Genomic DNA, 15,323 nt, shown 5'->3' on the forward strand with positions numbered 1-15,323 from the left:
ATTCTTCATTCATGACTGGGTTCATATTCATTTCCGGTCTCTCCTCTCTCAGTTTTGTGCAGCCGTGGCTGGGGTAACAAAATAATCGGCGTTGGCAAGTTTCAAAGTGTGATCCTTCTCTTTGGCAGGAAACATCGCTTCTGCCGTACGAATCGCCTTCAGCAACGCTTTGGCTTTATTTACGGTTTCTTCATATTCATTCTCAGGCACCGAATCCCATACGATTCCGGCTCCGGCCTGCACATACGCCTTTCCTTTTTTGAAAATAATCGTTCGGATCGTAATACAAGAGTCCATGTTTCCCGAGAAACCAAGATAACCGATAGCACCTGCGTAAGCACCCCGTGCTTCTTTTTCCAGTTCTGCGATGATCTCCATCGCACGCAGCTTCGGCGCACCGGATACCGTCCCCGCTGGCAAGCATGAAAGAAATGCATCAAAGAAATCCTTGTCATCTCTAAGCTCACCTGTAACGTTAGACACCATGTGCATGACGTGAGAATATCGTTCAATTTCCATGAACATGTCACATTTCACACTTCCGAAGGTAGATACACGTCCCAGATCATTACGTCCCAAATCGACAAGCATCAGATGTTCTGCACGTTCCTTCTCATCCTGCAATAGATCTGCGGCCAAGGCACGATCTTCTGCTTCCGTAGCTCCTCTTGGGCGAGTCCCCGCAATTGGTCGTGTCTCTACGCGGTTTCCATCCACTTTTACCAACGCTTCCGGTGATGTCCCAACAATAATCTCATCGTCCATTTTCAGATAATACATGTAGGGAGATGGATTCAACGTCCGAAGCACGCGATATACGTGCAGCGGAGAAACTTCGGTATCAATATGGAAACGCTGGGATAATACCACTTGAAAAATATCTCCTGCCCGAATGTACTCTTTGGCCTGCTCTACATTCCCAATAAACTGTTCCTTCGTCAGATTGGATCGAATATCCCCCAGCTCCACGTCTCCTGGAATGGAACGCGGGTTCAGGTTCTCCCCAGGTCCTTGCTGCTGCAAGCGTTCAGCGGCTTGTTCCAGCTTCTCAGAAGTTAAAGCATACGCTTGGCGGATATCATCATCCGTTGCACCGTCTTTCACGTGCACATTTCCCACGAGCAGCATCTGCTGCTTCACATGGTCAAACACGATAATCTGGTCACAGAACATGAAGCGAATATCATCCATTTTCAGATCATCCAGCACGTGGGCCGGGAGCTTTTCATAATATTGCAGCAGATCGTATCCAAAGAAACCAATCGCCCCACCTGTAAATGGCGGCAGTTCATCATCCTTCGGACTGCGATACTTACGCAGCAGCGCTTTGAGTTCTTCAATCGGTTTGCCTGGAAGCTCTCGAATCTGTCCCGCTTCTTCTACCACAATCCGGCCTTTTTTGGCCGAGATCATCAGGAACGGATCTGTACCAATGAAGGAATATCTCGCCCATTGAATACCACCCTCCACACTTTCCAGCAGAAATGCCCGGTCGTTGTCAGCATAACGGCGAAAAATCCGAATCGGGGTCTCCATGTCTGCCAGAATCCGTTTGACTACCGGAATCAGATTATATTCATTCGACATTTTCAGTACTTGATTAACGTTTGGCGTTATCATTAGATCACGTCCTTTCAGATTAGGTAGAAGAAAAAGTAATATATACAACAAAAAAACCTCTACCATCAGGTAGAGGTTTGGTTATAAGCTGTTTCAACAAGTTGTTGCTTCATAAATAACAAGTCCCTATACATTCATCCTTACCGAATTATCACACAGGTTGTTGTATAGATGCATCATACTTCCATCAAATACAAAGGAAATGTATCGGCATACACGAATCTCATCCATGGCATTCATTCTTTCATAAAACCATGAGGATATCGGTCGTGTTATACCAAAACAAAACGATGTCGCTAGACACGCTTGCTTTCCTTCATCCTGTATCAAATAATCCCGTAGCACGACGTACCGCGAATCAGTTGACCGGCTTCTGTTGCTCCGGTTACCACCCGCTGGACTCTGCTATATACTCCACTCAGCTCAGCTGCTCTCAGCTCAATCTCTTCTCTACTCAACTGGTTCTCACTATACAACATTCCGAATGGTTTGACAACCACTCTAATCTTACGAATTGGAAGGTGCCGCCAAATCAGGCCGTAGAGACTGTGCACCGTTAAGATACACATGGTTGATTTCATTCTGACCTTTTGCTGTATTAACGTGTACCATAAAACGAATGCACTGTGGCAAGGCACCTTCAACTGGAACTTCCAGCGCACACATCAAGGGAACAAGCTCCCAGCCATCCAACTGTCGAATGGCCTTTGCTGGGAAAGCTGCATCCAGATCTCCAGTCATCGTAATCCACACACTGCAAATATCTTCGGGTGTGATCTCGTTACGATCCACGATTTCCTGCAATAGTACAGCCGTTTCTTTCAAAATATGCTCTTCGTTGTTATGCGTGACCGTTGTGGCCCCGCGAATTCCCCGAGTAACCATGCTTTTAATCTCCCTTCTTAAGTAATTCAATGACGTCACGCACTGCCGTTACCGGTACATCCTTCACAATTCTGGCAGCGCCGATCCGGTCAGGAATAATGAAGACCATATGACCCTCACGAAACTTTTTGTCGTGCATCATCGCATCCATTAATGCATCCGTATCCAAATGTTCAGGCATCGTCACCGGCAGACGCAATGAACGCAGCATACGAACCGTATCCTCATAGAGTCCTGCTGGGGCTCCCAGCTTCTCGCCAAGCAAAGCGGAGCCCGCCATACCAATCGAGATGGCTTCACCATGCAGAAATTCGCCGTAACCGGCAATCGCTTCAATAGCATGACCAATGGTATGACCCAGGTTTAACAATGCACGTTCACCATTCTCACGTTCGTCTCGAGATACAATCTCTGCCTTGATGCTACATCCTCGTTCTAAACCATATTCCAGAGCTTCAGGATCAAGAGCAAGCAGATCCTCCGCATGCTCCTCACACCAATATGCAAAAGCTCCGTCCCGAATCAGTCCATGCTTCAGCATCTCTGACAAACCAGCCGAGACATCGCGGGGCGGCAAAGATTGGAGCGTATCCACATCATAGAGCACCAGCTCTGGCTGATGGAATGCGCCGATCATATTTTTAGCCAGAGGATGATTGACAGCCACCTTGCCGCCAACACTGCTGTCATGCGCGAGGATCGTCGTAGGCACTTGTACAAACTTGATTCCACGCATATATGTAGCTGCGACAAAGCCAGCCAGATCCCCCACTACACCGCCGCCTAGAGCAACAATAGCCGAGCTGCGATCCAGTTTGCCTTCAATGGCGATAGTCATCATGTCCTGATATACCGAAAGGGATTTCGATGTTTCACCAGATGGAACAACTGCGGAGACGACTGTAAAACCAGCCGTACGCAGCGTTTGTTCCAGATCGGACAAGTATTTGGGGGCTACATGCTCATCAGTAATAATGAGTAGCGGGCTTTTTTTGGTTAAGCCATATTGCTCAAAATATTGAGGCGCTTGAGCCAACAGGCCGCTGCCAATCAGAATTGGATAAGAGCGCTCCTCCAACTGCACTGTCAGCTGGCGCATCTTAGTAATTCTCCAGTTGATTATTGTAGTTGGCAAAGTTCGCGCGGATTTCCTCCATGGAGTCTCCGCCAAATTTCTCAAGGAAAGCTTTTGCAATTTCCCAGGCTACTACATGCTCCATAACGACACTAGCTGCCGGAACAGCACATGCATCAGAACGCTCAACCTGAGCTGTAAATGCTTCTTTGGTATCGATATCCACACTTTGAAGCGGTTTGTACAACGTAGGAATAGGTTTCATAACCCCACGCACTACGACTGGCATGCCGTTCGTCATTCCACCCTCGAATCCGCCCAGACGGTTGGTAGCCCGGTGGTAACCATTCTCTTCACTATGAACGATCTCATCATGCACCTGAGAACCACGAATCGTTCCGGCTTCGAAGCCGATACCAATTTCCACACCCTTGAATGCGTTAATGGACATTACACCCTGTGCGATTCGTGCATCCAGTTTGCGGTCATACTGTACGTGGCTACCAAGACCCACAGGCACACCTTCAACAATGCATTCCACGATTCCACCGATGGAGTCGCCTTCCTGCTTGATTTGGTCGATGTAGGCTTCCATCTTCTTCTCGGTTTCTGCATCGGTCACACGTACGGAGGAGGCTTCTGTCACTTCGATCAGTTCATCGATCGGCAGATCTTGATAAGGAGCTTCAATTTCCCCGATACGCAACACACGTCCAGCGACTTTGATTCCGAATTCAGCCAGGAATTGACGTGCAATAGCACCACAAGCTACACGCACCGTAGTCTCACGGGCACTGGAACGTTCAAGTACATTACGCAAATCTTTCAGGTTATATTTGAGTCCGCCATTCAGATCGGCATGTCCTGGACGCGGACGATGAACGCGGCGTTTCTCTTCGTCACTGCCTTCAATCGGCTCAATATTCATAATATTCTGCCAGTGTTTCCAGTCATTATTTTGCACAACCAGTGCTACGGGAGCACCCGTTGTATATCCGTGACGGATACCACCAACGAAATTGGCTTGATCCTTCTCAATTTGCATGCGACGTCCACGGCCATAGCCCTTCTGGCGGCGGTGAAGCTGAAAATTCAGCTCTTCAAAGTCAATATTCAGATTGCTTGGTAAGCCTTCAATAATTGCGGTTAATTGGGGTCCGTGCGTCTCCCCTGCGGTTAAATAGCGTAAACTCATAATACGTTCCCCCTTTAAACTGTTAAACTTCACATTGCTAAAATCCCATAATTTCTTTGCTTATTATAGTATAGCTGACCGGCTTTGACAAGAAAGCCGGTCGTTTGTTGTCCTAAAATGGATTGGACTCGATTGGGGATTGATTGAGATTCCGACGTGTCAGAGAAATATCCATTCATCCATTATGAAAATAACCGCCTGGACACATATACATGTGCGCACCAGACGGTTATGGAATGAACTGAAATTATTTTTTGCGATAAAAGAATGTTTCCGCTGTCTCTAGACCATATTGTCCCGGGGAAAAAATCTGTTCCGTACTGCCTACGAACAAAATACCACCAGGACGCAAACTGGTTGCAAACTTATGATACAACAGGTTTTTGGCTTCCTCGGTAAAATAGATCATGACATTTCGGCACACAATCAGATCATACCCCTCGTCAAACCGATCCAACAACAGATTTTGCTTCATGAATTTGACCGAGCTTTTCAATTGTTCATCAATACGATACACCAAGCCATCCTGCTTGAAGTAACGGTTAGCCGTATCCTTCGGTACATCTTTGAGCGAGCGTTCCATATAACGCCCTTCCTTGGCTTTGGCGAGAGCACCTTCATCCAGGTCACTTGCCGTAATGGAGCTGCCCTTGAGAATGCCCATCGTATCCAGGATCATCGCCAAAGTGTATGGTTCTTCGCCTGTGGAACAAGCGGCACTCCACACTTTAACGCCGCGTTTCGAACCCAGCAACTCGGGCAGGATTTCATCACGCAGCACCTCCCAGCGATTCGGGTTACGCCAAAATTCCGAGACGTTAATGGTCATCCGATCCAGAAACTCAAAGAACAGGGACTTGTCCTTCTGCATGGCATCAAAAAAGTTAGAAAACGTATGAAATCCGTTTTTGTTACGAAGTGTGGTCAGCCTTCTTTTCATCTGGCCTTCCTTGTATTGAGCAAGATCAATGCCTGTGCTCTCTTTAATTTTCCGAATAAATCCGGAATAATCCGGGTCTAGTATTTGTTCCTGCTCCAGCATCGTATCACCCTTCTGGCTAAAAAATTACAACCAGGCTGCGATGCTCTTGTCGTACGTTACCAGCTCATCCGGAGCAAAGAAGTTTGCTGCTTCACGAGAGGCACTTTCCGGTGAATCTGCCCCATGAATCAGATTATGCGGTGTGTGGCTGGCGAAATCTCCGCGAATCGTACCCGGAGCCGCTTCCTTCACATTGGTTTTCCCGATGACGATGCGCGCAAGCGCCACGATGTCGTCGCCTTCCCACACCATAGCAAATACAGGTCCAGATGTGATAAAACGAACCAAATCATCGAAGAACGGTTTCCCCTCATGTTCAGCATAATGGCGTTTGGCCTGATCTTCAGACATCTGCACCAGCTTGCCTGCCACCAACTTAAACCCTTTGTCTTCCAGACGGCTAACGATACGCCCTATCAAACCACGCTGCACACCATCCGGCTTCACCATCAAAAATGTACGATCCATCGGCTCACTCCTCACTCACGGTTCAAAGTTATTTCATTATGTAAACGTAATCTCTTTGATTGTAACATACATGTCCAAATCCTCCCAATGAGGAATATCACACGAACGTTAATTTTTTAGTGAGAACATATACACAAGGACCTTCTTCATTCATAAAAGATGCCCCGTTCATATTAGAGTGTGATCAAACATATTAATGCGTACGTTTGACCACAAAATGAGCGATATCCCGCAGGTTTTTGGTGGTCTTGATGTTAGGCAGTTGATCCAGAGCATCGAGCGCTTTCTTCATATATCGGTCAGCCAGGGCTTCTGCTTTAGCAATTCCTTGACTTTGGCGAATCATTCCTATGGCATCCGATGCACTCGCCCGTCCCTCCTCGTGTTGGATGCGGGTTATCTCCTCCAACAAAGGTTCACGCAAATTGGTCTCCTGCAATGCATACAGGACAGGCAGCGTAATATTCCCCTGCTTCATATCACTGCCTGGAGGCTTGCCCAGTTGTTTCTCGGTACCAACCAGATCAAGTACATCGTCCTGAATCTGGAACGCCATACCCACATTGTAACCGTAGGTGTACAGCAACGAAGATTCATGTTCCGGTGCACGCGTAGCCAAAGCCCCCAACTGGCAACTCACTGCAATTAGAAGTGCCGTTTTGCGACGAATTCGCAAAAGATAGTTACGTACACTTTGTCCTGTATTGAAAAAGTCACGAATTTGTTCCATCTCTCCGATGGACATCTGCACCATCGCTTTGGCCAGAATACGGTGTATCGCCGGATCGGACAGACCTGCAGTCATTTCAAGTGCCTTGCCGTAAATATAATCTCCGGTGTACATGGCAATCCGATTATCCCATTTGGACTTCACGGTTGGTTTACCTCGCCGTGTCGCGGCATTGTCAATAACATCATCGTGAACCAGAGAAGCCGAATGAATCAGTTCCAACGGAACCGCTACAAGCTTCAGACGTTCAATGTCGTATGTACCGAATTTCCCACCGAGTAACACAAATACCGGCCGCAATCGCTTACCTCCTGCCTTGAGCAGGTGAAGTGACGTTTCGCTCAGCAGCTTCTGTTCTCCCTGAACACTGCGATAGAGCTCTTTTTCAATGTAGTCCATGTCTTTTTTTAACAACCCGAAAATATCCAATAGTTTCATTCGTTCACCCGTGTCAGCGTATTGTCAGTCCATAAATCCATGCTTACCTTCCCCTCCAGCAAGTCGGGCCTGCAGGCATAACGAAAAACCAGGGCTTGCCTTTCCTGCTTGTATTCTACTAAGACGTGCTGCTCTTCTTCGAATGTCAAGGCCGACATCCGGGAATTAAACTCTGCGACTTGTTCTGAAACATAATTACAGAAGCTGCCGGAGCATGGGTCAAGGCTGTGGTCACATCCAAACATCACCATCAGCGCTCACCAATACCCCGGGATTCAGGGATGGTCAAGAAAACCCTACACTTCATCAGCAGATCAATGTGTAAGGAACTCCACCTATCCCCGTTCATCCGGTTCTCCCCACCTTGTAAACAGTTGATGTGGGATGCGCAGGCTATCGAGCACTTTACCCACCAGGAATAGAATCAACTCGTCCATCGTCTGGGGTTTGTAATAAAAAGCGGGCATGGCCGGTATCATTCGGACACCGAGCCTGGAAAGCTTCAGCATATTCTCCAGATGGATCGCATGCAGCGGCGTCTCGCGCGGCACCAGAATCAGTGTTCTTCCCTCTTTCATCATGACATCGGCAGCCCGGGACATCAGATTGTCCGACGCCCCTTGTGCGATGGATGAAAGAGTACCCATGGAGCATGGCATGATAATCATGCCTTCGGCCAGGAAAGAACCACTTGCGATGGAGGCACCAATATCACTAACGGGATGATAGATCAGGGAACCCGCACGACCGCCGAATTTTTCTTCCAGCACACGGTCCCGGTTCGTAACATCCCAGTCCATTTCTTCTTTCAATACACGCCAGCCAGCATTGGATATCACCAAATGCACGGTGTATTCCAGGTCAAGCAGCGTTTCTATTAATCTGATGCCATATATACTTCCACTGGCCCCGGTAATTCCGACAACAAGTCGTTTATTGTCCGGTTGCTGCATGTTTATTTCACCGCCAGATCAATTAAAGTAAACGTAAATACAACTAGGCTCAGCACACTGTTCATCGTGAAGAACGCAGTTTGTACTCGGCTCATGTCATTTGGTGATACGATATAGTGCTCATAGAAAAGAATACCATAAGTAATCAGCATCCCTGCACCATACCACCAGCTCAGATCTGTCATCAATAACAATGCTAGAAAGCCAACCGCCGTAATCACATGAAAAACCTTGGCAATCTGCAATGATTTGTTAAGACCGAAACGAGAAGGTATAGAATGAAGGCCCTCTCCCTGATCGAACTCCAGATCCTGACATGCATAGATGATATCGAAGCCTGCAGTCCAGAACACAATCGTAACGTACAGCACAACTGCTGTCCAATCCATCGTACCCGTTACAGCTACCCAACCGCCCAGCGGAGCCAGACCGATAGTCATCCCAAGAACGATGTGGCATAGCCAAGTGAAACGTTTGGTATATGAATATAATACCAGCATAAATACAGCTATTGGCAACAGCTGCATGGATAACACATTAAGGTTGGATGAGGCCCAGAACAAGAGTACAAATGACAATACGATAAAGATAACAACCTCACCGTTTTTCAACAAACCAGCAGGAATTGCTCTCATCGCGGTACGAGGATTTTTCTTGTCTATCGCCTGGTCAATCATACGGTTCAACCCAAAAGCTGCGCTCCGTGCACCAATCATGGCCAGTAGTACCCATACAATCTGCATCCAGGTCGGGAATGTATCATTTACTACCATGGAACCGAGGATGGCTCCCATAAATGCAAAAGGTAAAGCAAAAAGCGTATGTTCAATCTTGATCATTTCTAAAAAGATGCGAATTTTCCTAAACATGCTGATTCTCCTTGGTTCCAATATGCAGTGCCGCGATGCCTCCGGTTAGAGGATAGGCCTGCACTTGCTGCAATCCGGTTTCTGCGAAAATGTCGGCCAGTTCCTTCCTTCCTGGAAAAAGTGCCAGTGAGTCAGGCAGCCATTTATACTGCTCGTAACGTTTGGCAAACAATTTGGCAAGGTTCGGTAACACTTGTTCAAAATAAAAATAATAAATGCCTTTAAACGGTTGCCATGTTGGTTTGGACAATTCCAGACACACCACCATGCCGCCCGGTTTCACTACACGCTTCATCTCCGACAGAACCTGTCTTAGATCCGGCACATTACGCAGTCCAAATCCAATGGTGACATAATCAAATGAATTGTCTTCAAAAGGAAGTGACATCGCATTGCCCTGTACCAGCGTGATTTGTTTTTGTCTATTTACAGCGTTAACCTTGGTTTGTCCAACCTCCAGCATATTGCTGCTGAAATCGAGTCCGTGCATGTGACCCGTTTCACTTGCTTCTGCCATCGCGAGCGTCCAGTCACAAGTGCCGCAGCACAAATCGAGCCCGGTATCGCCTTTAGACATATTCATCTTCTTCATGGTGAATTTACGCCAAGCTTTGTGCCTGCGGAAACTCAGAATGTCATTCATGACATCATATTTCCCGGCTATACTCTGAAAAACCGAATGGACAAATTCTTCTTTCGGTTTGGTCTCTCCGCTCCCCATTCGTCTGTCTCCCCCTCAATCTTCCCTAACTGCCGCATGTGAAGGCTGCAAATACGTCAGGTAAGGCTCCAGGATTGCATCGAACTCATCCAGGCCCAGTTGATCTTCCTCGTCTTGCAGCAACAGTTGTATACAGCGTGTACATTCACGAAGCTTGTCCAGCAACAAATCGCCAATCCGATACTTCAGCACCATGCCGCTCCATGCTCTTGCATCCGGCTCGGGCTGGCGCAGCAAATTCCGCTCGTCATCATTGCCGTACTCGTATATATGCCAGAAGGCATAACTGTGATAAAAGTTCTGTTCGTCATTCATCCGCCGCAGCTCTTCCATGATTGCTTCGCAGCAGCTGAATTCGGCCAGCAGATTGTTCCATAACGACGCTTCGTTATCGCGGATCATGCCTGTAAAAGAAAGAAACAGCTGCATCTTCAGCTGTATTGTTTCACGCAAGTATTCTTCAGCCGAAACGAGAAGCTTTTTCATCCGTTCATACAGCGTCATTTTGCGTGCATTCACTTCGGATACAGCACCACTAAGTTTGCCGATCATTTCAATTTTGCCTGCATGGGCAAGCAACTGATAGAAACGGCTACTGAAATAATCTCCGGCAAGCACGTTCAGCTGGCGTGAACGCATCTCCAGTTCTCTACGCTCTCCAGAGATCGTATCGATTCGATCATGCGTATCCATGGCCAACTGAACGAGCGAGGTTGCGAGAGCGTATAGCTCATCATGCACCTTTTCGTCTGTGCGGCCCACAAATACCTGCAGCAGACGAGCCCGGCTATCCGGAAATGATGGGATTTCCGTATGTTGTCGAATCATGTCGTAATCCGTATATTTCTTTGCTAGTTGGGGTACGCGATATGAATTCATTCTCAGCCTCCGAGCATTTGCATTGTTAAACCTTTTCTGCACTACAATCTTATATATTATAGCATATGTTTATCGGGCACGCACTGAATCCTGCTATTCTATTACCCCTGACTTGACATTTCGAATTGCTTCTTCCAAAGTTCGGTCTCCATCATGTGAAACCAGTCCTTCAATTCATCGGAGAGGATCGGGCTTTTCCAGTCTCGAAGCGTTTCGATCGCATACATCGGCCACTCCCCACGCCGAATATCGGCAGCGAGCAGCAAATGCCTTTTATGAAGCCATTCATCCTCAGCCATTACACGCAGCATCACCTGGTCCACGTTATCCAGGCTTCGAAAGCCAAGATCAGCCACAGCAGCCATATTACCATAGATTTCGGTGTAACTTGTGTCGGTTCCGGTAACCTTTAGGTCAAGCGTCAAAATGGATCGTTTCCATTCCACTCTGGCAATCGGTGTGGAAAGTTTTAAGGTACTCAGCACGTCCACCAGATTGTCTTCCGTTAGCTGGAATGGATGCCTCGCGGCAGAAACGGGTTGTACGTTTTCACCGCCCAAGGTACGCATATGTAAGGTTTGTATGGCAACAAGCAGAAGGACCGCCGCAACCGTTGCCAGCAGTGAAGCAGTCACGATCATCCGCGGTTTCATAAATGCCTCCCTGCCCTTACCTGTTAGTGTAGTCTGTCCGGTAAAGGCTCATACCTCATTGTACAATGAAAAAAAGCAGGCTATGCCTGCAATTTTCATTATTCCGACTGAATCTGTCCATGCTTGGTGATCAGCGTGGCTTTTCCACGGATTTTAATGGCGGAAGTATGATTGGTAAATTGGGCAAACATGACTTCTCCCTTATCCAGCTTCTCCGTATGGTGGAAACGGGTATCCTGACCTCGGGTTAAGCCAATGACCTGGACACCATTTTCTTCCGCCTTAATGACGATATAATCACTGCCGGTTGGATGATCCATCACGCACATCCCCTCTCCTTGTTCAATAGCGTTAATGATGATAAAGATTGTTTCATTTGTCAACCAGCCCTTATATGAATAGAGCGCAATAATCTGTTACCGCCGGGTCATACTACAAGTTATCCAGCTACAGAAAGGAGAGTCACGTTGAAGTACACCCCCGCAGACCTGACAGACGAGCATATTCACCAGTTAAAGGAAATTGAACAGCATCTGTCTTCAGCTGCCGGAGAAGAACTCATTCTGATTGCCTATGCACAGCAGCCGGATGAGCCAGAGCCTTTGGACAGCAGGAAGAAAGATGATTAAAAGACAAAAGAAAAGGCCGTGAACAAGTCACGGTCTTTTTGTCGACATATGGAATATGTAGAAATCTTATTTAATTCCGTCTTTGAGCGCTTTACCTGGTTTGAATGCAGGAATTTTGCTCGCAGGAATTTCGATTTCTTCACCTGTTTGCGGGTTGCGTCCTTTACGTGCAGAGCGCTCGCGAACTTCGAAGTTCCCAAAACCAACCAATTGTACTTTGTCTCCGCTTTGAAGAGCCTCAGAGATTGCTTCGAATACGGCATCAACCGCTTTCGTTACATCCTTTTTGGACAATTCAGTCGCTTCGGACACGTGTGTAATCAAGTCTGATTTGTTCATTTGTTTTTCACCTCCTGAATCAATGTCCTGAATGTTATACTGTGTTTCCGTTTTATAGCGAAATATACGTTCATACACAAAAAATCTACGTACATCTTGAGCGTGATGAACACAAATCTCGGCCTGCGGTCAACAGTCATTTTCGGCAGAATGTCGCCTGAAACCAAGGGTGTTCCAGACGCCGAACAAATTTTATACTAATACAGACAGCACACAATTTCAAGTGCGGTTGCGGTTTAACACGTAAAATGTAACCGCCAGGGCAAGCACGAGCACCCCACCTTTTACAATATCATGCGTGAAATATTGAACATTCATCATCGTTAAACCGTTCACCAGTACACCAATTAGAACGGAGCCAATGAATGTTCCAATGACGTTCGGCTTGCCTGCACCAAATACAGAGAAACCGACAAACACAGCAGCTACGGATTCCATTAACAACGGAGAACCTGCATCAATTTGTCCTGAGCCTACTTTGGAGGCATAGATAATACCACCGATTGCAGCAAACACTCCAGCAGCTACATAGGCGAGTGTACGCACCTTTTTTACCTTGATGCCGGATAGACGTGCAGCTTCCTCATTACCTCCAGTAACGTACATCTGGCGCCCATACTTCGTATAGGTCAAAAAGATATGCACACCGATCACCGCAATGAGCAGCAGAATAACCGAAATCGGCATTCCCAGCCATTTTCCCTGCCCAAGCTGCAGGAATGTGGGGTCCATCTCTCCGGCTGCCTTGCTTCCGTCAGGGAATTGCATATGGTTATAGATCGTGTAGCCTTGAGCATACGTTTTGTGAATTCCACCAATGATGTACATCGTGGCAAGTGTAGCCAGCAGATCCGGGATACGGAGTTTCACGATCAGCAAAGCATTAAGCCAACCAATTACAGCCCCAATGATTAGAGGGACAATAATGACAACGGCCAGCGGCTGCTGGTACCAAATCATTAACGAAGCAGTAACGACAGTGGTTAGCGAGACAGTTGCCCCCACCGAGAGGTCAAATCCATCTACAATGAGAGATAAGGTAACACCGATAGCCACAAATGTCACAATGGAGATAGAACCCAAAATATCAGTCAAGTTACTGTACGTAAAGAAATAAGGCAATTTAATACCGAAAAATGCAATAACACCAATAATAACGATAATCGCACCATAACGGAACGCAAAATCTAATGATTTATCCTTCATGCTTCCACCTCTTGTCCACCGCTTGCGTAGTATAGCAGCTGTTCTTGGTTAGTCTCGCCTCGTTTAAATTCTTTTACGATGGTCCCTTCACACATAACTGCGATCCGGTCACCGATACCCAATCCTTCATCCAATTCACATGTAAAATAGATCACGGCTTTGCCAGCCAAAGCCAGTTCGTTAATGATGCGAAAAATGTCACTTTTGGCGCCGATATCGACACCTTTTGTCGGCTCATCAAAGATAAAGACGTCTGCGTCCGCATTCAACCATTTACCGATGGCCACCTTTTGCTGGTTGCCGCCGCTTAAATACTTCACTTCCTGCCGCACTGACGATGTTTTAATACCGAGCTGCTGTACCAAAGATTCCGCATTCTCACGCTCGCGCTTTCGGCTTACAAAGCCTAATTTGCTGAGACGTCCAAGCAAGGGAAGGCTCAAATTCCGTTCAACGTTTTCCTCAATCAGAATCCCCTGTTTCCGTCGTTCCTCAGGCACTGAGACAATGCCCAGAGCCGCGGCGTCAGCAGGTTGGGAAAGGTGAAGTTCACGATGGTTAAGTCGAATCTCTCCACTCTCTAGCCGATCTGCACCAATCAACAAGCGGGAGCATTCCGTTTTCCCCGCACCTACAAGCCCTACCACAGCAAGCACTTCGCCACGACGAACAGACAGATCCACACCCTTGACCCGGACTCCCCGCTGAAGTCCCCGTGCTTCCAGCAGCACTTCACCGAGCGGTGCTTCTGTCTTGGGGAACTCTTCCTCAAACGCTTTTCCGAGCATCTGCGTCACCAGATCATTGATCGTAAGCTCCTGTGCCTCACCCGTAAACACATGTTGTCCATCTCTCATAACGGTAACGCGATCACAGTGACTTGTAACTTCCGGAAGACGGTGAGTAATGAAAATACATGCCACTCCGCGTTCTTTCAACAAATGTACGATTCGGAAAAAAGCATCCGTTTCTTCCTGGCTCAGCGGCGCAGTCGGTTCGTCAAAAATAATGACCTTGGCATCCTGAATCAGAATACGTGCAAGTAGTATCATCTGCTTCTCCGCGAGGGTCAGGTCAGCTACTTTTTTGTGCACGGATATGCTCGCTCCCAACTGCTGCAGAGCTTCAGCTGCACGCTGTTGCAGTTTCCGCGGACTTTTCCACCAACCTCCGGCAGGGGATGCCAATTGATCCAGCATAATATTCTCGGCAGCTGTCAATTGGGGTACCAGTGCAGCATCCACCTCCTGGTACACACAGTGAATACCACTCGCTTTGGCATCTCCTGGTGAATTCAGATGAAGAGTTTGCCCACTTAACCGGATGGTGCCCTGATCCAATTGATAGGCACCTGAAAGAATTTTCATCAAAGTGCTCTTACCGGCACCATTCGCACCAAGCAGCGCATGAATTTCCCCACCTTTGACGGAGAACTCTACATCTTTCAGTGCCGGAATGCCTGCGAACTGCTTGTGGACATGTTCCATTTGAAGCAGAATCGGTGCAGTACTCATGACACAAACCTCCAATCGCTCCCCTCTGGGAGTATCACTATTCTCAAGTCGTTTTATTTTCATCTTGGTTAGAAAAAACGCGCCTTGCGGCGCGCCTCGTTACGCTG

General features: G+C 47.4%; 18 protein-coding genes. 1 reads left to right on the forward strand and 17 read right to left on the reverse strand.

The window, feature by feature from the left end; genetic code table 11:
• Positions 1-48: 48 nt before the first annotated feature.
• From trpE to mtrB, 14 genes are all read right to left on the reverse strand, one after another.
• On the reverse strand, positions 49-1,620 hold the full coding sequence (trpE, locus tag P364_RS0113570) for an anthranilate synthase component I (RefSeq protein ID WP_024630656.1): 1,572 nt from the start codon (positions 1,618-1,620) through the stop codon (positions 49-51).
• A 326-nt stretch (positions 1,621-1,946) separates the two neighbouring features.
• Positions 1,947-2,078: a hypothetical protein gene (locus P364_RS38470; RefSeq protein WP_256984761.1), complete on the reverse strand. Its 132-nt coding sequence runs from the start codon at positions 2,076-2,078 to the stop codon at positions 1,947-1,949.
• A 49-nt stretch (positions 2,079-2,127) separates the two neighbouring features.
• Positions 2,128-2,505 (reverse strand): chorismate mutase, encoded by a 378-nt coding sequence (aroH, locus tag P364_RS0113575; RefSeq protein ID WP_024630657.1) that lies wholly within the window; start codon positions 2,503-2,505, stop codon positions 2,128-2,130.
• Between the two features lie 4 nt (positions 2,506-2,509).
• Entirely contained in the window at positions 2,510-3,604 is a 1,095-nt protein-coding gene (gene aroB / locus P364_RS0113580) for a 3-dehydroquinate synthase (protein ID WP_024630658.1), read from the reverse strand.
• A 1-nt stretch (position 3,605) separates the two neighbouring features.
• Positions 3,606-4,775, reverse strand: a complete 1,170-nt coding sequence (gene aroC / locus P364_RS0113585) for a chorismate synthase (RefSeq protein WP_024630659.1) — start codon at positions 4,773-4,775, stop codon at positions 3,606-3,608.
• Positions 4,776-5,022: 247 nt separating this feature from the next.
• Positions 5,023-5,817 (reverse strand): CheR family methyltransferase, encoded by a 795-nt coding sequence (locus P364_RS0113590; RefSeq protein WP_024630660.1) that lies wholly within the window; start codon positions 5,815-5,817, stop codon positions 5,023-5,025.
• 24 nt (positions 5,818-5,841) lie between these two features.
• On the reverse strand, positions 5,842-6,285 hold the full coding sequence (gene ndk / locus P364_RS0113595) for a nucleoside-diphosphate kinase (RefSeq protein ID WP_024630661.1): 444 nt from the start codon (positions 6,283-6,285) through the stop codon (positions 5,842-5,844).
• A gap of 193 nt (positions 6,286-6,478) precedes the next feature.
• Entirely contained in the window at positions 6,479-7,453 is a 975-nt protein-coding gene (locus P364_RS0113600) for a polyprenyl synthetase family protein (RefSeq protein ID WP_024630662.1), read from the reverse strand.
• A gap of 335 nt (positions 7,454-7,788) precedes the next feature.
• Positions 7,789-8,406, reverse strand: coding sequence for a UbiX family flavin prenyltransferase (locus P364_RS0113610; protein WP_029880979.1), 618 nt, complete (start codon positions 8,404-8,406; stop codon positions 7,789-7,791).
• A gap of 2 nt (positions 8,407-8,408) precedes the next feature.
• Positions 8,409-9,275 (reverse strand): UbiA-like polyprenyltransferase, encoded by an 867-nt coding sequence (locus tag P364_RS0113615; RefSeq protein WP_024630665.1) that lies wholly within the window; start codon positions 9,273-9,275, stop codon positions 8,409-8,411.
• Positions 9,268-9,996, reverse strand: coding sequence for a demethylmenaquinone methyltransferase (locus tag P364_RS0113620; protein WP_024630666.1), 729 nt, complete (start codon positions 9,994-9,996; stop codon positions 9,268-9,270). The genes P364_RS0113615 and P364_RS0113620 overlap by 8 nt, the downstream gene beginning before the upstream one ends.
• 15 nt (positions 9,997-10,011) lie before the next feature.
• A complete protein-coding gene (locus P364_RS0113625; protein ID WP_024630667.1) occupies positions 10,012-10,875 on the reverse strand; it encodes a heptaprenyl diphosphate synthase component 1 in 864 nt (287 codons plus the stop codon).
• 101 nt (positions 10,876-10,976) lie between these two features.
• Positions 10,977-11,528 (reverse strand): hypothetical protein, encoded by a 552-nt coding sequence (locus P364_RS0113630; protein WP_024630668.1) that lies wholly within the window; start codon positions 11,526-11,528, stop codon positions 10,977-10,979.
• A gap of 98 nt (positions 11,529-11,626) precedes the next feature.
• Positions 11,627-11,848: a trp RNA-binding attenuation protein MtrB gene (gene mtrB, locus P364_RS0113635; RefSeq protein ID WP_024630669.1), complete on the reverse strand. Its 222-nt coding sequence runs from the start codon at positions 11,846-11,848 to the stop codon at positions 11,627-11,629.
• A 147-nt stretch (positions 11,849-11,995) separates the two neighbouring features.
• Here mtrB and P364_RS37560 point away from each other — a divergent pair, with 147 nt between their 5' ends.
• Complete coding sequence (locus P364_RS37560; protein ID WP_161634208.1) at positions 11,996-12,157, forward strand: hypothetical protein; 162 nt, start codon at positions 11,996-11,998, stop codon at positions 12,155-12,157.
• 66 nt (positions 12,158-12,223) lie between these two features.
• On the opposite strand, the gene P364_RS0113645 is transcribed toward P364_RS37560, so the two are convergent.
• From P364_RS0113645 to P364_RS0113655, 3 genes are all read right to left on the reverse strand, one after another.
• On the reverse strand, positions 12,224-12,496 hold the full coding sequence (locus tag P364_RS0113645; protein WP_024630670.1) for an HU family DNA-binding protein: 273 nt from the start codon (positions 12,494-12,496) through the stop codon (positions 12,224-12,226).
• Positions 12,497-12,715: 219 nt separating this feature from the next.
• The gene (locus tag P364_RS0113650; protein ID WP_024630671.1) at positions 12,716-13,702 is read right to left on the reverse strand and encodes an ABC transporter permease; all 987 of its coding nucleotides are present in this window, start codon (positions 13,700-13,702) and stop codon (positions 12,716-12,718) included.
• Positions 13,699-15,216: a sugar ABC transporter ATP-binding protein gene (locus P364_RS0113655; RefSeq protein WP_024630672.1), complete on the reverse strand. Its 1,518-nt coding sequence runs from the start codon at positions 15,214-15,216 to the stop codon at positions 13,699-13,701. Before P364_RS0113655 ends, P364_RS0113650 begins: the two co-directional genes overlap by 4 nt.
• Positions 15,217-15,323: the final 107 nt, after the last annotated feature.

This window comes from Paenibacillus sp. MAEPY2 (assembly GCF_000499205.1).
Lineage (GTDB): Bacteria > Bacillota > Bacilli > Paenibacillales > Paenibacillaceae > Paenibacillus > Paenibacillus vandeheii.